The sequence below is a fragment of the Stenotrophomonas sp. AGC87 genome, from assembly GCF_057333975.1.
On the sequence record NZ_JBHFHW010000004.1, the window covers coordinates 408,313 to 423,997 of the forward strand.

The window sequence follows — 15,685 nt, forward strand, 5'->3', positions numbered from 1 at the left end:
CGCAGGCAGGGACCGACGGCTCATGCAACTGTGGCCGCGAACATCCGTCCGTCCACGGCCAATTCGCGCGTTACTGGCTTCGCCCACCGCAAGGCCGGTTGACCTGTGTGCGAGACACAGGTCTAGCCTGATCAACACCTCGCCGGGAGCAAGCCGATGACGACCAAGGAAGAAGTGACGCTGCCGCTGATGACGGTCCGCCAGCTGGCACGGCAGGGCGATGTCACGGTGCATGTGGTGCGCAACTACCTGCGGCGCGGTCTGTTGCAAGCGGCCACGCATACCGAGGGCGGCTACCAGTTGTTCTCCACCTCGGAGCTCCTTCGCCTGCACTTCATTCGCACGGCGCAACACCTTGGCTTCACGCTGGGGGAAATCGAGGAAATCATCCACCACAGCCTGCTGCGACATAGTCCCTGTCCGCTTGTGCGGGACATCATTCGGCGCAGGCTCGACGACACCCGCCAACAACTGGACAGGCTGCTCGCCATGCACGGACGAATGGAGCGTGCCATCCACGCCTGGGCGGAGCTTCCGGACTCCATTCCGACTGGCGATGACGTCTGCGCATTGATCGAATCTGTTGCCGCTGCTGAAGGCGGCGGGTTCGTCAAGTCCACCCCCCGGCGACTTCTTGGACGCCGCCCCACAGAGGAGAATTTGCCATGACAGCCTCCAGTCCTGCCCCCTCAGGCTCCCGACGCTGGGTCTTCTGGATCTTCCTGGCGCTGGCCGTGTTCTATCTCGCCGTCGAGCACCGCGCCCACCTTGGGGGGACGCTTCGCTGGTTGCCCCTGGCCATCCTGCTGCTATGTCCCTTGATGCATGTGTTCATGCACAAGGGGCATGGCGGTCATGGAGGTTCCGGAAGTCATGGGCGCGACGGCAATGCCGACGACACACCCCATGGCCAGCATGAGAGCCGTAGCAAGCGGGCACTGAACGACGAAACGTCCGACACCTCGAACGGAGGGCACTGACATGCAGGCACCCGACTCCGGCTACGGTCTTTGGCTCCTCGCCGCCATCAACGCCGCGTTCTTCATCTTCTTCGCCTGGAGCTTCTACAAACCGCTGACCCGTTGGGACTGGCGTGGGTTCGGTATGTTCTCCGCCTTCGTCGTGGCCCTGTTCGCGGAAATGTATGGCTTCCCGCTGACGCTGTACGTCCTGGGCGGCTGGCTCAGCGCCAACTATCCGCAGGTGGACTGGCTGAGCCATGACGCGGGCCATCTGCTCGAGATGTGGTTCGGCTGGCGCGCCAACCCGCATTTCGGCCCATTCCACATCGCAAGCTTCGTCCTGATCGGCGGCGGCTTCTGGCTGCTGTCGGCCGCCTGGCCGGTGCTGTATCGGGCACAGCGTGAAGGCCGGCTCGCCCGCGAGGGCGTGTATGCGCGCATGCGTCACCCGCAGTACGTCGCCTTCCTGCTCGTGCTGACCGGTTTCCTGCTGCAGTGGCCCACGCTGCTCACGCTCGCCAGCTATCCAGTGCTCGTGTGGGCCTATGCCCGCCTGGCGCGTCGTGAGGAAAAAGACTGCTTGAGCCGCTTCGGCGACGACTACGTCCGCTACATGCAGGAAGTGCCGGCCTTCATCCCGCGACGCCGGCGCGGCCCCGCTCCATCCCAAGGAGAAACCCGATGACGCACGTCCACAAACCCACTGTGCGCACGCGCACCTGGCCCATCGGCGACATGGTGAGTGCCGGCTGCGCGCGCACGCTGGAGAAGGCCGTGGCCGCGCTGCCTGGAGTCAACGCCACCAGCGCGAATTTCGCTACCGCGACCCTGCAGGTGTCCTACGACCCGGCCCGCCTGTCGGGGGGCGCGGTCGCCACCGCGATCCGCGACTGCGGCTTCCAATGCAACGCGCCGATGCCCGATGCCGACCCCGCCGCAGGCGCGCACGCCCATGCTGCGCATGCCGGGCACGGACAGGAATTGGCCGCAGAGCGCCCCGCTGACGCCCACGCCGGCCACGGCGATGACGCCACGGATGCCGGTGGCCACGACGCCCATGCGGGCATGAACCACGGCAGCGATCTGCACGCCGCGGCGCGCGACATGGGCCGCCGCTTCCTGGTCGCCCTCGCCTTCGCGATCCCGGTATTCGTGTGGTCGCCCATGGGCGGGCTGATAGAGCCGCCGCCGGTGCCGTTCGGACTGCGCGAGAACGTCTGGTTGTTCCTGCTGGCGACCGGCGCCGTGCTGTATCCGGGCTGGCCATTCTTCAGCGCCGCGATCCGGTCCCTGCGACGGGGTGTGCTGGACATGGCGGTCCTGGTGCTCCTGAGCGTGGGCACAGGTTACGGTTTCAGCATCGCGTCGACGTTCTTCTTCGACGGGCCGAACTTCTACGAGGCCTCGGCCGTCCTGCTGACCTTCGTCCTGCTTGGCCACTGGCTCGAGATGCGGGCTCGCGCCGGCGCCTCGGACGCCATGAAAGCGCTGCTGAAGCTGTCCCCACCCCGCGCGGTCGTCCGGCGCGAGGGGCAGGAGCTCGACATTCCCACCGCTGAAGTGCTGGTCGGCGAGACCGTGATCGTGCGGCCCGGGGCGAAGATCCCGGTCGATGGCATCGTGACGGAAGGCAGCTCTCAGGTCGACGAATCCATGCTGACCGGCGAGTCGATGCCGGTGCGCAAGGATCCCGGAGAGTCCGTCGTCGGCGGATCGATCAACAAGAGCGGCGCATTCGCCTACACCGCCACCAAGATCGGCAGCGACACGGCACTGGCGCAGATCATCAAGCTGGTCCAGACCGCGCAGAACTCCAAGGCGCCCGCGCAGCTGCTCGCCGACCGCGCCTCGCAATGGCTGGTGCTGGCTGCGATCGTGATCGGGCTGCTGACCTTCGCGGTCTGGTTCTGGTGGCTGGGACAGCCGCTGCTGTTCGCGCTCACGCTGACGATCACCGTCTTCGTCATCGCCTGCCCCGATGCACTCGGTTTGGCCACGCCGATGGCGATCATGATCGGCACTGGCCTGGGGGCACGACACGGCATCCTCTTCAAGCATGCCGAATCGATTGAGAAGAGCGCACGCCTGGACGTGGTGATCTTCGACAAGACCGGCACCCTGACGGTCGGCGCCCCCGAGGTGGTCGACATGGCGGTCGCGCCGGGCTGGACGCAGGAGCGGTTGCTGGCCGCGGCCGCCGCGGTCGAGGCGCACTCCGAGCACCCGCTGGCGCAGGCCATCCTGAAGCGTGCCGGTCCGGTAGCCGAGCGCGCTACCGCGTTCACCAACATCGATGGCCAGGGCGCTACCGGCGTGGTTGACGGGGTGCAGGTGGTGCTGGGCAACCGGATCCTGATGGTCGAGCACGGCATCGACCTCTCGGTATTGGAAGCGGAGGCTGCGCGCCTCACCGGTGCCGGTCGCACGGTGATCTATGCCGGGGTGGGTGACCGGCTCGCAGGCTTCTTCGCGATTGCCGACGCGATCCGGGAGACCTCGCGCGCGGCCATCGACGAATTGCACCGGCGCAACATCAAGGTGGCGATGATCACCGGCGACAACCGCCCCACGGCCGAGCGCGTGGCACAGGACCTGGGAATCGACATCGTGCTGGCCGACGTGCTGCCGGGCGGCAAGGCCGATGAGGTCATCAAGCTGCAGTCGCAGGGCCTCAAGGTCGGCATGGTGGGCGACGGCATCAACGACGCACCGGCGCTCACCCAAGCCGACGTTGGGTTCGCGATCGGCGCCGGCACCGACGTCGCCATCGAGAGTGCCGACATCGTGCTCATGCACAGCGACCCTTATGACGTCGTTCGCGCGACCACCATCGCCCACGCCACTCTGCGCAAGATGCATCAGAATCTGGGCTGGGCCGTGGGCTACAACGTGCTGGCCTTTCCGCTGGCGGCCGGTGTGCTCTATCCGTTCGTGCTGTCGCCAGAAATCGCCGCGCTGTCGATGTCGGGCAGTTCGGTGATCGTCGCCCTCAACGCGTTGCTGCTCAAACGCCTTCCACTGGCGGATGCCGCCACCCCTCGCAGCCCATCTAAGGAGTCCACACCATGAATACGGTCACACACGTCGCCCATTCCAGACCCCGAGGTACCAATCGCAGCCATTGGGTCGCCGCACTGGCCCTCGCGCTCGCGTTCGCATTGCCGGGGGTCGTCTCCGCGAACGAGGGTGGGTTCCGCCACAACGTGTTGATGCGCGGCCAGGTGCTGGAAAAGCAGGACGGAACGCTTGTGGTCTGTGTCGGGCAGGCCGACGGTGCCCAGGTCGGGCAGGTGCTGGACGTGATCCGGCACAAGCGCCGTATCCGGCATTCGCGGGCCGGCGGTCCACGCTACCGCCGCGAGAACGTTGGCCAAGTGCGCATCGTCGAACTGTTCGACAGCCACTACGCGGAGGCTGAAGTGATCTCCGGGAGCCCCAAGGTCAACGACACAGTGGAGCTGATCCGCCCCTGACAGGCGCGCGGGCGATGCAGATGCGCCTCGGCCCTCGCCATGCCCTCCGCAATCACTTCCCTTCCAGGACAGGAGCCACACCATGACAGCGTCTTCCAACCCCACCCTGCAATTCCTCGGTGCCGCGGGCACCGTGACCGGCTCGCGCTACCTGGTCGAGGCCAACGGTCAGCGCGTGCTCGTGGACTGCGGCCTGTTCCAGGGCTACAAGCAATTGCGCGAGCGCAACTGGGCTCCGTTTCCCGTCGAGGCGTCATCAATCGACGCGGTGGTCCTGACCCACGCCCACCTGGACCATTCGGGCTACTTGCCCGCACTGGTCAAACAAGGGTTCCGCGGCCGGATCCACTGCACCCATGGCAGCGTGGCCCTGTGCGGCCTGCTGCTTCCCGACAGCGGACACCTGCTCGAAGAGGAGGCCAAGTACGCGGCCCGCAAGGGGTACTCCAAGCACAAGGAACCACGGCCGCTTTATACCGAGGATGACGCCCGCCGCAGCCTGAAGCAGCTCAAGGGGCATGACTATGGTCGCGACATCGAGGTCGCATCAGGCGTCACGATCCGCTTCCATCCTGCCGGCCACATCCTGGGCGCTGCCCATGTCAGCCTTGACGTCCAGGGCCAGCGCCTGCACTTCAGTGGCGACCTGGGACGGCAGCAGGAGTCGCTGATGAATCCGCCGACGCCCCTGCCCGCCTGTGACGTCCTGGTCTGCGAATCCACATATGGCAATCGGGAACACATTCCGATCGACCAAGAAGCCGAGCTGGCACCGATCATCCGCCGCGTTGCCGCCCGCGGGGGCGTGATCGTCATTCCCGCCTTTGCCATCGGCCGCGCCCAGGCGCTCATGCTGCATATCGCCCGGCTGCGTGAGCGCAAGGACATCCCTCGCGTGCCGGTCTACCTCAACAGCCCGATGGCGATCAACGCGACCCGGCACTACCACGACCACCACTCCGAGCACCACGTGTCCGACGAGGACTGCCAGCGGATGTTCGACGTGGCCACCTTCGTCAACACTGTAGAAGAGTCGAAGGCACTCAACCGCCAGCGCGGGCCGATGATCATCATCTCGGCCAGCGGCATGATCACCGGCGGGCGCGTGCTGCACCACATCGAGGCGTTCGGCCCCGATGACCGCAACGCGATCCTGCTCGCGGGCTACCAGGCCGGAGGAACACGCGGTGCCGCGCTGGCGGCAGGCAAGCGCACGTTGCGCATGTTCGGCCGCGAGGTCCCCATCCGCGCCGAGGTGGTGCAGCTGGAGGGCTTCTCCGGCCACGCCGACGCCGGGGAGCTGCTGGACTGGATGCGCACCGCGCCGTCCGCGCCGCGCATGGTCTACCTCACCCACGGCGAGCCCGACGCTGCAGACACGCTGCGCGGGCGCGTGCAGCGTGAACTGGGCTGGCGTGCGCGCGTGCCGGGGCACCTGGAGCAAGTCGGATTGGAGGATGCGAGATGACCACGCAGGCCCCGGGCCACACCCGCCTGCGCGTCACCCGTGCCGGCATCGACACCTACCAGCAGCCGGTGGTCTATATGCACCGCGACTGCGAGGTCTGTCGCTCGGAAGGCTTTGCCGCGATGACGCGCGTCAGGCTGGACGTGGACGCCCGCACGCTGGTGGCGACGCTGAACGTGGTCATCGACGATCGGCTCGGCCTGGACGAGGTGGCGTTGTCGGAGGCCGCGTGGACGCTCCTCGATCCCGCGCCCGACGCCCTCGCCGGCGTCAGGCACGCGGAACCCGCGGCGTCGGCGGGCGCGCTCCGTGCCAAGGTGTTCGGCGCCCGGTTGGACGACGCGCAGTACTTCGCCCTGGTGCAGGACGTGATGGAAAGCAGGTTGTCGGACCTGGAGCTTGCAGCTTTCGTCACTGCCAGCGCGGGTGACCGCCTGGACCATGCGGAGACGACCGCGCTGACGCGAGCCATGATCTCCGTGGGCCAGCGCCTGGACTGGGGCGAAGGGCCGGTGCTGGACAAACACTGCGTAGGTGGCCTGCCGGGCAATCGCACCACCCCGATCGTGGTGGCCATCGTGGCTGCGCTGGGCTACCGCATCCCGAAGACCTCGTCGCGCGCGATCACGTCGCCCGCGGGCACCGCCGACACCATGGAAGTGATGGCGCCGGTGGCGCTCGACCTGGCGGCGATGCGCCGGGTGGTGGAGCGCGAGGGCGGCTGCATCGTGTGGGGTGGCAACGTGCGCCTGAGCCCGGCCGACGACATCCTGATCCGGGTCCAGCGCCCGCTGGATTTCGACAGCGACGGCCAACTGGTCGCCAGCGTGCTGTCGAAGAAGATAGCCGCGGGCTCCACCCACGTCCTGATCGACATGCCGGTGGGTCCGACGGCCAAGGTGCGAGGTGAGGCCGCGGCCCACAGCCTCGGCACGCGGCTTGCCCACACCGCGGGCGCGCTGGGATTGCAGTTGGGCATCCATCGCTCCGACGGCACCCAGCCGGTGGGTCGGGGAATCGGCCCGGCGCTCGAGGCGCACGACGTGCTCAAGGTGCTGCGCAACGCGGCCGATGCACCCGCCGACCTTCGCGAACGCGCACTTGCGCTGTCCGCGGCGCTGCTGGACATGGCAGCGGGCAGCAACGCCGGCACCGGACTGGAGCGCGCGCGCGGCGTGCTGGATTCCGGGGCGGCGCTGGCCAAGTTCCTGGCGATCTGCGAGGCCCAGGGAGGCTTCCGCGAACCGCCACGGGCGGCGTTCACCGCCGACGTCCCGGCGCCTGCATCGGGCCGCATCGCGGCGATCGACAACCGCAGGCTGGCCAAACTGGCCAAGCTGGCCGGCGCCCCGACATCCCCCACCGCCGGCCTCGAAACCGGTCTGCGGATCGGCGATACGGTCGAGCGCGGACAGCCCATGATGACCCTGCATGCGGAGTCGCCGGGAGAACTGGCCTACGCCCTGGAGCACGCCGCGACGCTGCAACCCTTTGTGCTTGGAGAGGTTCCATGACCCGTGTGCTGATGCCCTTCCCGGCCGATGCAGTGTTGGCCGGCACCATCAACCAGCCCCTGCAGGCGCGCATTGCACCCGTGGCCTGGCGGCACTTCCCCGATGGCGAGTCGCTGGTCACCCTGGACGACGCACTGGACGGCGCCGATGTGGCGATCCTGGCCAGCCTGCGCAACGCCGATGCCCTGGCCCTCCCGCTGCGCTTCGCCGCCCGGACCGCGCGCGAGTTCGGGGCTCGTTCGGTCGGCCTCATCGCACCCTACCTGGGGTATATGCGCCAGGACACCCGCTTCCATCGCGGCGAGGCGGTCAGTACACCGCTGTTTGCGCAATTCCTCGAAGAGGCTTTCGACTGGCTGGTGACCGTGGACCCGCACCTGCACCGCGTCGAGCGCCTGCAGTCGCTCTACCGCATTCCGACGGTCCACGTATCGGCGACGCCGGCCGTGGCCCGCTGGATCGCTGAGACCGTCCCCGACGCTGTGCTGATCGGCCCTGACAGCGAGAGCGAGCAGTGGGTAGCGGACATCGCCGCCCTGTCCGGCATGCCCTACCAGGTGCTGGCCAAGGAGCGGCACGGCGACTACGACGTGCGCGTCAGCCTGCCCGACCCGCAGGCCGTGGCGGGCCGGACCCCGGTCCTGATCGACGACATCGTGTCGTCCGGCCACACCATCCTGGAGACCCTCGCACACCTGCGCCGGTTGTCGTTGCCGCCGCCACTGCTGGTCGCCATCCATCCGGTGTTCGCCGGCGATGCCTATGCCCGCCTGCAGGAAGCAGGTCTGGCCCGCATCGTCAGTACCGACACCATTGCCCACCCGTCGAACGCGATCGCGCTCGGCGCGGACCTCGCTGACGCGGCATCGACCCTGATGTCCGCTTCGGCCGACTCCCCGGAGGACCCATGAACCTGCATCTCAACTGCTGCACCGCCGACCAGCTGTCGGCCGCCGAGCGCCAGCGGACCCTTGAACTCGCCGACGCCCACCGGCGGGCCGATCCCGCGTTTGACCATTGGGCGGCCGGCTACGGCGTGATCCGACATGACCCGCTCACCCAGCTCCGGGTCCGCCAGATGGTGCACGAGCTGGTGGCCTTGGGCCGCACGCCCGATGCCGGCACCGCCTGGCAGCGGCTCGCCGCGGCCGATCGCGTCACCAGCGCCGGCATGTGGCTGGTGGCCCACATGACCTACAGCCAGCGGGTCCGCACCGACGGCGCGGCCCTCGAGGCCGATGACTTCAAGGCCACGCCCGAAGGCCACACTGGCGGGTCCCTCAACATGGTGCCGGCCTACGCCGGCTACCTGCTGATGGACGCCCTGGATGGCGTCACCCGCGCATGGATGATGGGCCAGGGGCACTGCGTGGCCGCCATCGACGCGCTGAACGTGCTGGTTGGCAACATGACCGCCCGGCACGCCGAACGTTACGACCGCTCCGACGCGGGGCTGAGCCGGTTCGTCGGCGACTTCTATGCCTACACCCTCAATCCGGACGGAACACCGGCGTCGCCCCTGGGCTCCCACGTCAATGCGCACACCGCCGGGGGCGTGATGGAAGGCGGCTATCTCGGCTTTGCCGAACTGCAGTACGTGCATGCACCGCTCAAGGACGAACGCCTGGTGGCGTTCCTCAGCGACGGTGCGTTCGAGGAACAGCGCGGCAGCGACTGGGCGCCGCGCTGGTGGCGTGCCGAGGACAGCGGGCTGGTCAGCCCGATCATCATCCTCAACGGGCGGCGCATCGAACAGCGCAGCCAGATCGCCCAGCAGGGCGGCGAGCGGTGGCTGGACCGGCACCTGCGATTGAACGGCTTTGATCCGATCGCGCTGGACGGGCGCGATCCGGCCAGCATCGCGTGGGGTATCCATGTGATGGAGTCGCGCCTGCAAGCGGGCGCCGCCGTTCCCGATGCCGACGTGCGGCTGCCCTATGGCATTGCCGAAACCGTGAAGGGCTTCGGATTCCCCGGCGCCGGGACCAACGCCTCGCACAACCTGCCCCTGCCCGGGAATCCGTCGAAGGAGGCCGAGGCACGCGCGCTCTTCAATCAAGGCGCCGCGGCGCTGTTCGTGGCCGCGTCCGAGCTCGAGGAGGCTGTTGCCGCACTCAACAGCCACGACCTCCAGCAGCGCGTGCGCGAGCGCGACCATGCGCTGGCCGATCGCCAGGTGGAACCGCCCCGCGTCCCGGCGATCGCCGACCGCGGCGCCGGCGGCGAGAGCTCGCCGATGACCGCGCTCGACGAGCAGTTCGTCGCCATCGCCGAAGCGAACCCGGGGCTGCGCGTGCGCGTGGGCAATCCTGACGAGCTGCGCAGCAACAAGCTCGATCGCACCCTGGACGCAATGAAGCACCGGGTGCACGAGCCCGAGCCCGGTGTCGCGGAATCGACCACTGGCGCGGTCATCACCGCGCTTAATGAGGAAGCCGTGGTATGCGCCGCGCTCGGCAACAAGGGCGGGCTGAACCTGGTGGTCACCTACGAGGCGTTCGCACCGAAGATGCTTGGCGCCGTGCGCCAGGAATTGATCTTCGCGCGTCACCAGGCACAGGCGGGGCGACCGCCCGGCTGGCTGGGCGTGCCTCTCGTGCTGACCTCGCACACGTGGGAGAACGCGAAGAACGAGCAGTCCCATCAGGATCCGACCATGGCCGAGGCGCTCCTGGGCGAAATGGCCGACATATCGCGCGTGGTGTTTCCCCCGGACGCCAACGGCGCCGCCGCGGCCCTCGCCCACGCCTACGCGCAACGCGGCACGGTCACCACCCTGGTCGTCCCCAAGCGACCGGTGCCGCACGAGCTGACACCGACGCAGGCGCAGGCGCTGGCCACCCAAGGTGCGCTGTGCCTGGCCGGCAACCCGGCGACAGCGGCGATCCTGCTGGTCGCCACCGGTGCTTACCAATTGCAGGAAGTGCGCCACGCGCAGGTGCGCCTCGTTGAACGTGGCGTGTCGGCCGCGATCGTCTATCTCGGCGAGCCCGGCCGGTTCCGCACGCCGCGCGATCCGGACGAGGCGCGGTACGTGCACTCCGACAGCGAGGTCCATGCACTGTTCCCGGCGGAACGGCCGCGCATATTCGTCACGCATACGCGGCCCGAGCCCTTCCTGGGCGCGCTGCGCCGGCTCGACACTGGCCCGGCCACGACCGCGGCGCTCGGCTTCGTCAACCGCGGCGGCACGCTGGACGTGCCGGGACTGCTGTTCGCCAACCGCAGCACCTGGGCGCACGTGGTCGATGCGGCCGCGGGCGTCCTCGGCCAGTCCCGGGGCGGCCTGTTGTCGGAAGCGGAGCTGGCGGCAGTGGATGGTCGGGGCGATCCGGCCACGATCCTGCGTCCTGCAAGTGGGTCGACGCCATGAGTTGTCCAACCGGGAGCGCGCGTTGATGGCGGGCACGGTGCGGCGCGGAGGCCAGATTGCCTGGGCGGGACTCAAGCTCGGCGTCGCCGTGCTGCGCCTGCGCCGACGTGCACCCGACCTGCTTCCGGCATACGTCAGCACCACACTGGTGGGGTTGGGCACCACCTTCGTCAAGCTGGGCCAGGGCTTGAGCCTGCGCTGGGACCTGCTGCCGGCGCCCTATCGCGAGGCGCTGTCGCGATTGCACAGCGATGTGCCCCCCTTCCCGGCGGAGGAGGCCATGCGTATCGTCGAACAGGCGTTTGGCGCGCCGGTCGGCGAACTTTTCGCCAGCTTCGATGACAAGCCCCTGGCCGCGGCTTCAGTGGCCCAGATCCATCCAGCGCGCATGCATGATGGTCGCGATGTGGTCGTCAAGATCACCCGCCCCGGGATCCATGCCCAGGTGCAGGCGGATCTGCTGCTCCTGCGGCGCACGATGCGCGTCGCCCAGTGGATCTGGCCGCCACTGAAACGCCACCGGCCGCTCGAACTGGTGGACGAACTAGGCGCATTCCTGCGTGACGAGATCGACATGCGTCACGAGGCGCAGAACATGCGGCGCATGGCCAAGGTGCTGGATGCCCTGCCCGGCATCACCCAGCCGCACGTCGTCGAGCCGTATGCCACCCGCAACGTGCTTGTGCAGGATCGAAGCCACGGGACCCGTCTGGAGGCCGCGTACGGCACAGCGGCCGCTCCCGCACTGGCAAGGGCGCTGCTCGGTGCCTACGTGCATCAGCTCTTCGGCGCCGGCGTCTTCCATGCCGACCCGCACCCGGGGAATCTGTTCTTCTTTGACGACGGTCGCCTGTGCCTGCATGACTTTGGATCGATCGGCGTGCTCGACCCTGCATCCCGGCTCGCGCTCGGCGGCATGGTCGAGGCCATTGCGGCCGACGACGCCGAGGGCGTGCTGGATGCAGCGATCGCCATGGGCTTCTTCCCGTCGCAGGTCGACCGCCGCTCGCATGTGCGCGAGATCCACCTGATCCTGGCCGAGATGGCCAGCCGTCCGCTGGCGCAGTGGTCCATTGCCGAGGCAATCTGGCGCGTGGCACGCATTGGGCAGGGCGCTGGCTTCCGGCTTCCGGCCCACCTGCTGTCCCTGATCCGGACGCTGTTCCTGGTCGAGAACACGCTGCGGGCGCTGGATCCGAATCTGGACCTGCTGGGGACGCTGTCCGCGCAGGCGGCCGCGATCGCCGACATTGCCGAAGCCAGCCGCCCCAGCGGCAACAGGCCGCTTGCCATGCGGCTGGCCCGCACTGCGCGCCAACTGCCACAGATCGCCACCGACCTGTTGCGGCAGGCGCAACTGAGCGACGGACGACCCGCCTTCTCCGTACACCACCATGGCCTGAGTTCCACGCAGGAGGCAATCGCGCGCACGGGCAACCGGCTGGCGTTGGCCCTGGTCACCTTGGGCCTGTACGTAAGCGGTGCGCTGTTGAGCCTGCATTCCGACGGCCCGCAAGTGTTCGGTCACATGCCTTTCCTGGCTATGGTGGCTTTCGCTGCTGCGGGATTGCTCTCACTGCGGCTGGTGATGGCCATCGCCAGATCGGGACACTTGTAACAGAACACTGATCTATCTCCCCGCTGGTGCCCGGCGCATCAGTGCATCCAGGAAGGCAGACCCATGACGCAACACAATCATCATCATCAAGATCATCAGGCGCACGGCGAGCAACCGCCGCATCCCCGCACGGGTGCTGAAGGTGACGTCCATGCCGGGCACGACAAGCATGCCGGCCACAGCGTGGCGAGCTTCCGCGACAAGTTCTGGCTCACGCTGCTGCTGACCATCCCCACTCTGATCTGGAGCGGGATGATCCAGCATTGGTTCGACTACACCGCACCACAGTTCCCGGGGTCGGCGTACATCCCGGCGGTGTTCGGCACGATCGTGTACTTCTACGGCGGCTCGCCGTTCCTCCGCGGCGGATACCACGAGCTGAGAAATCGCCTGCCGGGCATGATGACGCTGATCTCGCTTGCGATCACCGTCGCCTTCCTTTACAGCGCGTTGGTCACGCTCGGCGTTGTCGAGGGCTTGGACCTGTGGTGGGAGCTGGCGACGCTGGTGGCGATCATGTTGCTCGGCCACTGGATCGAGATGCGTTCGATCAACCAGGCACAGGGCGCTCTCAAGGAACTCGCGAAGCTGCTGCCTGATATGGCGGTGCGGTTGGATGAGGCCGGTACCGCGAAGGAAGTCCCTGTCGCGGAACTGAAGCGCGGCGACCTGCTGCTCATCAGGCCCGGCGCGAGCATTCCCGCCGACGGCGTCGTGAAGGAAGGGACCAGCGCCGTCAACGAAGCGATGATCACCGGCGAGTCCAAGCCGATGGACAAGTCGACGGGCGACCGGGTGATCGCCGGCACCGTCAACGGACAGGGCTCGTTGCGTGTCGAGGTGACGGGAACCGGCGACGAGACCGCGCTCGCGGGTATCATGCGGCTCGTCGAGCAGGCCCAGACGTCGCGCTCGCGCGCCCAGGCCCTGGCGGACCGGGCGGCGTTCTACCTCACGATCATCGCCATCGTCTCCGCCGCGGTTACCGCCATTGTCTGGCCACTCCTCGGTCGACCGTGGAGCTTCACGATCGAGCGCGTAGTGACCGTGCTCGTGATCGCCTGTCCCCATGCGCTGGGTTTGGCCATCCCGCTGGTGACCGCCATCTCGACCACGATTGGCGCACGGAACGGCCTGCTCGTGCGCGATCGACGCGGCCTGGAAGAGGCCCGTTTGCTGAACACGGTCGTGTTCGACAAGACAGGCACGCTCACGCTCGGTTCGCACCGCGTCGTGAAGACCACTGCCGCCGATGGACTCACCGACGACGAGGTGCTTCGCGTGGCCGCGTCGGTCCAGCGCGACGCTGAACATCCGATCGCGCAGGCGCTGATGACCAGCGCCAAGGAACATGGCATCGACGTTCCGATGTCGCAGGACTTCGAGTCCATGCCGGGACGCGGCGTGCGCGCAGTCGTCGAGGAGCGCTCGCTTCACGTTGGCGGGCCGGGTCTGTTGAGAATGCTCGCGGTCGAACCGCCGGAGACGCTTCGGCGGGCTGCCGAATCAGCGGCAGCCGATGGTCAATCTGCAACCTACCTGGTGGAAGGCGACCGGGTGCTCGCCGTATTTGCGATCGCGGATGCCATCCGTCCCGAATCGTTCGACGCGGTCAAGCGGCTGCACGACGAAGGACTGGAGGTTGTCCTGCTGACGGGTGATTCCACGGCGGTCGCAAACGCGGTCGCGAAGGAACTCAACATCGACACCGTCTTCGCCGAGGTATTGCCCGAGGACAAGGTGGCAAAGATCGAGGAGCTGCAGGCCCAGGGCAAGCGCGTCGCGATGGTGGGTGACGGTGTCAATGACGCTCCGGCGCTGCTCACGTCCGACGTCGGCATCGCCATCGGCACAGGGACGGACGTCGCGGTCGAGGCCGGCGACGTCGTACTCGTGCGCAGCGACCCGCGCGACGTGCCAGCGATCATCGAATTGAGCAAGGCCACCTATCGCAAGATGATCCAGAACCTGTGGTGGGCCGCCGGCTACAACATCGTCGCCATCCCTCTCGCCGCTGGCGTTCTCGCCGCATGGGGGATCCTGCTGCAACCTGCGCTTGGGGCAGTGCTCATGTCGCTGAGCACCGTCGTTGTGGCAATCAATGCGCAGTTGTTGCGCCGGGCGGTGCGGTCCCCATGAACATGATTCGGGGACACCTGTGACCACGCGCCGGCTTCTTGCACTCAACGTTGGCTCGTCCACCCTCAAGGGCGCGTCCTATCTGTTCAACACTGAGGGACACGGCGCGCAGTCTCGTCTGCTCGAGCGCTCCCGGGCCGAAATTCCAGTCGGCGTGGATGCGCAGGAGCGCCTTGCCACCCTGCTCGAGGCATTGTCGGAGCCGTGGCCCAGCCCCGACGTGGTGGTGCACCGAATCGTACATGGCGGTGACCTGCACGACGCCCGCGAGCTCGACGAAACCGTGCTCGCGAAACTGGATGCATTGGTGCCGTTCGCACCCTTGCACCAGCCGGTAGCCCTCGCTTTCGCGCGTGCCGCGCGCATGCGTTGGCCGCACGCGCGCCAAGGCGTGGCCTTCGACACCGACTTCCACGCGTCGCTCGCGCCCTGGAGCCGGCGCTTGCCTGTCCCTGAAGCATGGGATGCGCTGGGCATCCGCCGCTACGGTTTCCATGGACTCGCCTTTGCCTCCGCGCTCCGCATAGTGGCCAGCCACGACGCTGGAATCCTGAAGGGCCGCGCTGTCTTCGCGCATCTGGGGGGTGGCTGCAGCGTCTGCGCCGTCGAGGGCGGCCGCAGCCGCGACACCACCATGGCGCTCACTCCGCTGGGTGGAATCCCGAGCCCTACCCGCTCCGGAGATCTCGATCCCGGCGCGTTGCTGTATCTGCTGAGGCATGAACGCCTGGATGCGCAGGCGCTTGAAAACGGCCTGTACCGCAGTGCAGGCCTTGCCGGAATCGCCGGCCATGGCGACATGCGCGTGTTGCTGACGGATCCCGGCCCGCAGGCCCAGCTTGCCGTGGAGCTCTTTGCAGTCCGGATTGCGCAGTCCATCGCGGCCATGGCCACGGCAATTGGCGGTCTCGACCATGTCGTCTTTTCCGGCGGCATCGGCCATCGCGCGCCGGTTTTGCGGGCTCGCATCGTCGCGCGACTGGCCTGGCTCGGCCTGGCGCTGGCACCTGACGTCAACGATGCTGGAGCCACGCGGATCGACCGCGGGGGCGGGCCGAGCATATGGAACGTCGCGATCGATGAGGAGCGCGAACTGGCTGAATCGGCACTCGCCTGGCTGTAGCCACGACACGCCCCA

Annotated in this window: 12 protein-coding genes; all 12 read left to right on the top strand. The window is 67.8% G+C overall.

Going from position 1 to position 15,685, the window contains the following annotated elements:
* The first annotated feature begins 156 nt into the window (after positions 1-156).
* The 12 genes from ACE026_RS02645 to ACE026_RS02700 all read left to right on the top strand — a co-directional run bounded on the left by ACE026_RS02645 (position 157) and on the right by ACE026_RS02700 (position 15,670).
* A complete protein-coding gene (locus tag ACE026_RS02645; protein WP_017357196.1) occupies positions 157-669 on the top strand; it encodes a MerR family transcriptional regulator in 513 nt (170 codons plus the stop codon).
* On the top strand, positions 666-980 hold the full coding sequence (locus ACE026_RS02650) for a DUF2933 domain-containing protein (protein ID WP_065427866.1): 315 nt from the start codon (positions 666-668) through the stop codon (positions 978-980). Before ACE026_RS02645 ends, ACE026_RS02650 begins: the two co-directional genes overlap by 4 nt.
* Before the next feature lies 1 nt (position 981).
* Complete coding sequence (locus ACE026_RS02655; protein ID WP_017357195.1) at positions 982-1,647, top strand: methyltransferase family protein; 666 nt, start codon at positions 982-984, stop codon at positions 1,645-1,647.
* Entirely contained in the window at positions 1,644-4,031 is a 2,388-nt protein-coding gene (locus ACE026_RS02660) for a heavy metal translocating P-type ATPase (protein WP_486037626.1), read from the top strand. Before ACE026_RS02655 ends, ACE026_RS02660 begins: the two co-directional genes overlap by 4 nt.
* On the top strand, positions 4,028-4,435 hold the full coding sequence (locus ACE026_RS02665; RefSeq protein WP_049436410.1) for a hypothetical protein: 408 nt from the start codon (positions 4,028-4,030) through the stop codon (positions 4,433-4,435). Before ACE026_RS02660 ends, ACE026_RS02665 begins: the two co-directional genes overlap by 4 nt.
* Before the next feature lie 133 nt (positions 4,436-4,568).
* A complete protein-coding gene (locus tag ACE026_RS02670) occupies positions 4,569-5,903 on the top strand; it encodes an MBL fold metallo-hydrolase RNA specificity domain-containing protein (protein WP_229301209.1) in 1,335 nt (444 codons plus the stop codon).
* Positions 5,900-7,417 (top strand): thymidine phosphorylase family protein, encoded by a 1,518-nt coding sequence (locus ACE026_RS02675; protein WP_049404647.1) that lies wholly within the window; start codon positions 5,900-5,902, stop codon positions 7,415-7,417. The genes ACE026_RS02670 and ACE026_RS02675 overlap by 4 nt, the downstream gene beginning before the upstream one ends.
* Positions 7,414-8,328: a ribose-phosphate diphosphokinase gene (locus ACE026_RS02680; protein ID WP_017355176.1), complete on the top strand. Its 915-nt coding sequence runs from the start codon at positions 7,414-7,416 to the stop codon at positions 8,326-8,328. Before ACE026_RS02675 ends, ACE026_RS02680 begins: the two co-directional genes overlap by 4 nt.
* A complete protein-coding gene (locus tag ACE026_RS02685) occupies positions 8,325-10,790 on the top strand; it encodes a phosphoketolase family protein (protein ID WP_017355175.1) in 2,466 nt (821 codons plus the stop codon). Before ACE026_RS02680 ends, ACE026_RS02685 begins: the two co-directional genes overlap by 4 nt.
* 25 nt (positions 10,791-10,815) lie before the next feature.
* Positions 10,816-12,408 (top strand): ABC1 kinase family protein, encoded by a 1,593-nt coding sequence (locus ACE026_RS02690; protein WP_017355174.1) that lies wholly within the window; start codon positions 10,816-10,818, stop codon positions 12,406-12,408.
* A gap of 63 nt (positions 12,409-12,471) precedes the next feature.
* On the top strand, positions 12,472-14,547 hold the full coding sequence (locus ACE026_RS02695; RefSeq protein WP_082316348.1) for a heavy metal translocating P-type ATPase: 2,076 nt from the start codon (positions 12,472-12,474) through the stop codon (positions 14,545-14,547).
* Positions 14,548-14,566: 19 nt separating this feature from the next.
* Entirely contained in the window at positions 14,567-15,670 is a 1,104-nt protein-coding gene (locus ACE026_RS02700; protein WP_036196077.1) for an acetate/propionate family kinase, read from the top strand.
* The last annotated feature ends 15 nt before the right edge of the window (positions 15,671-15,685 follow it).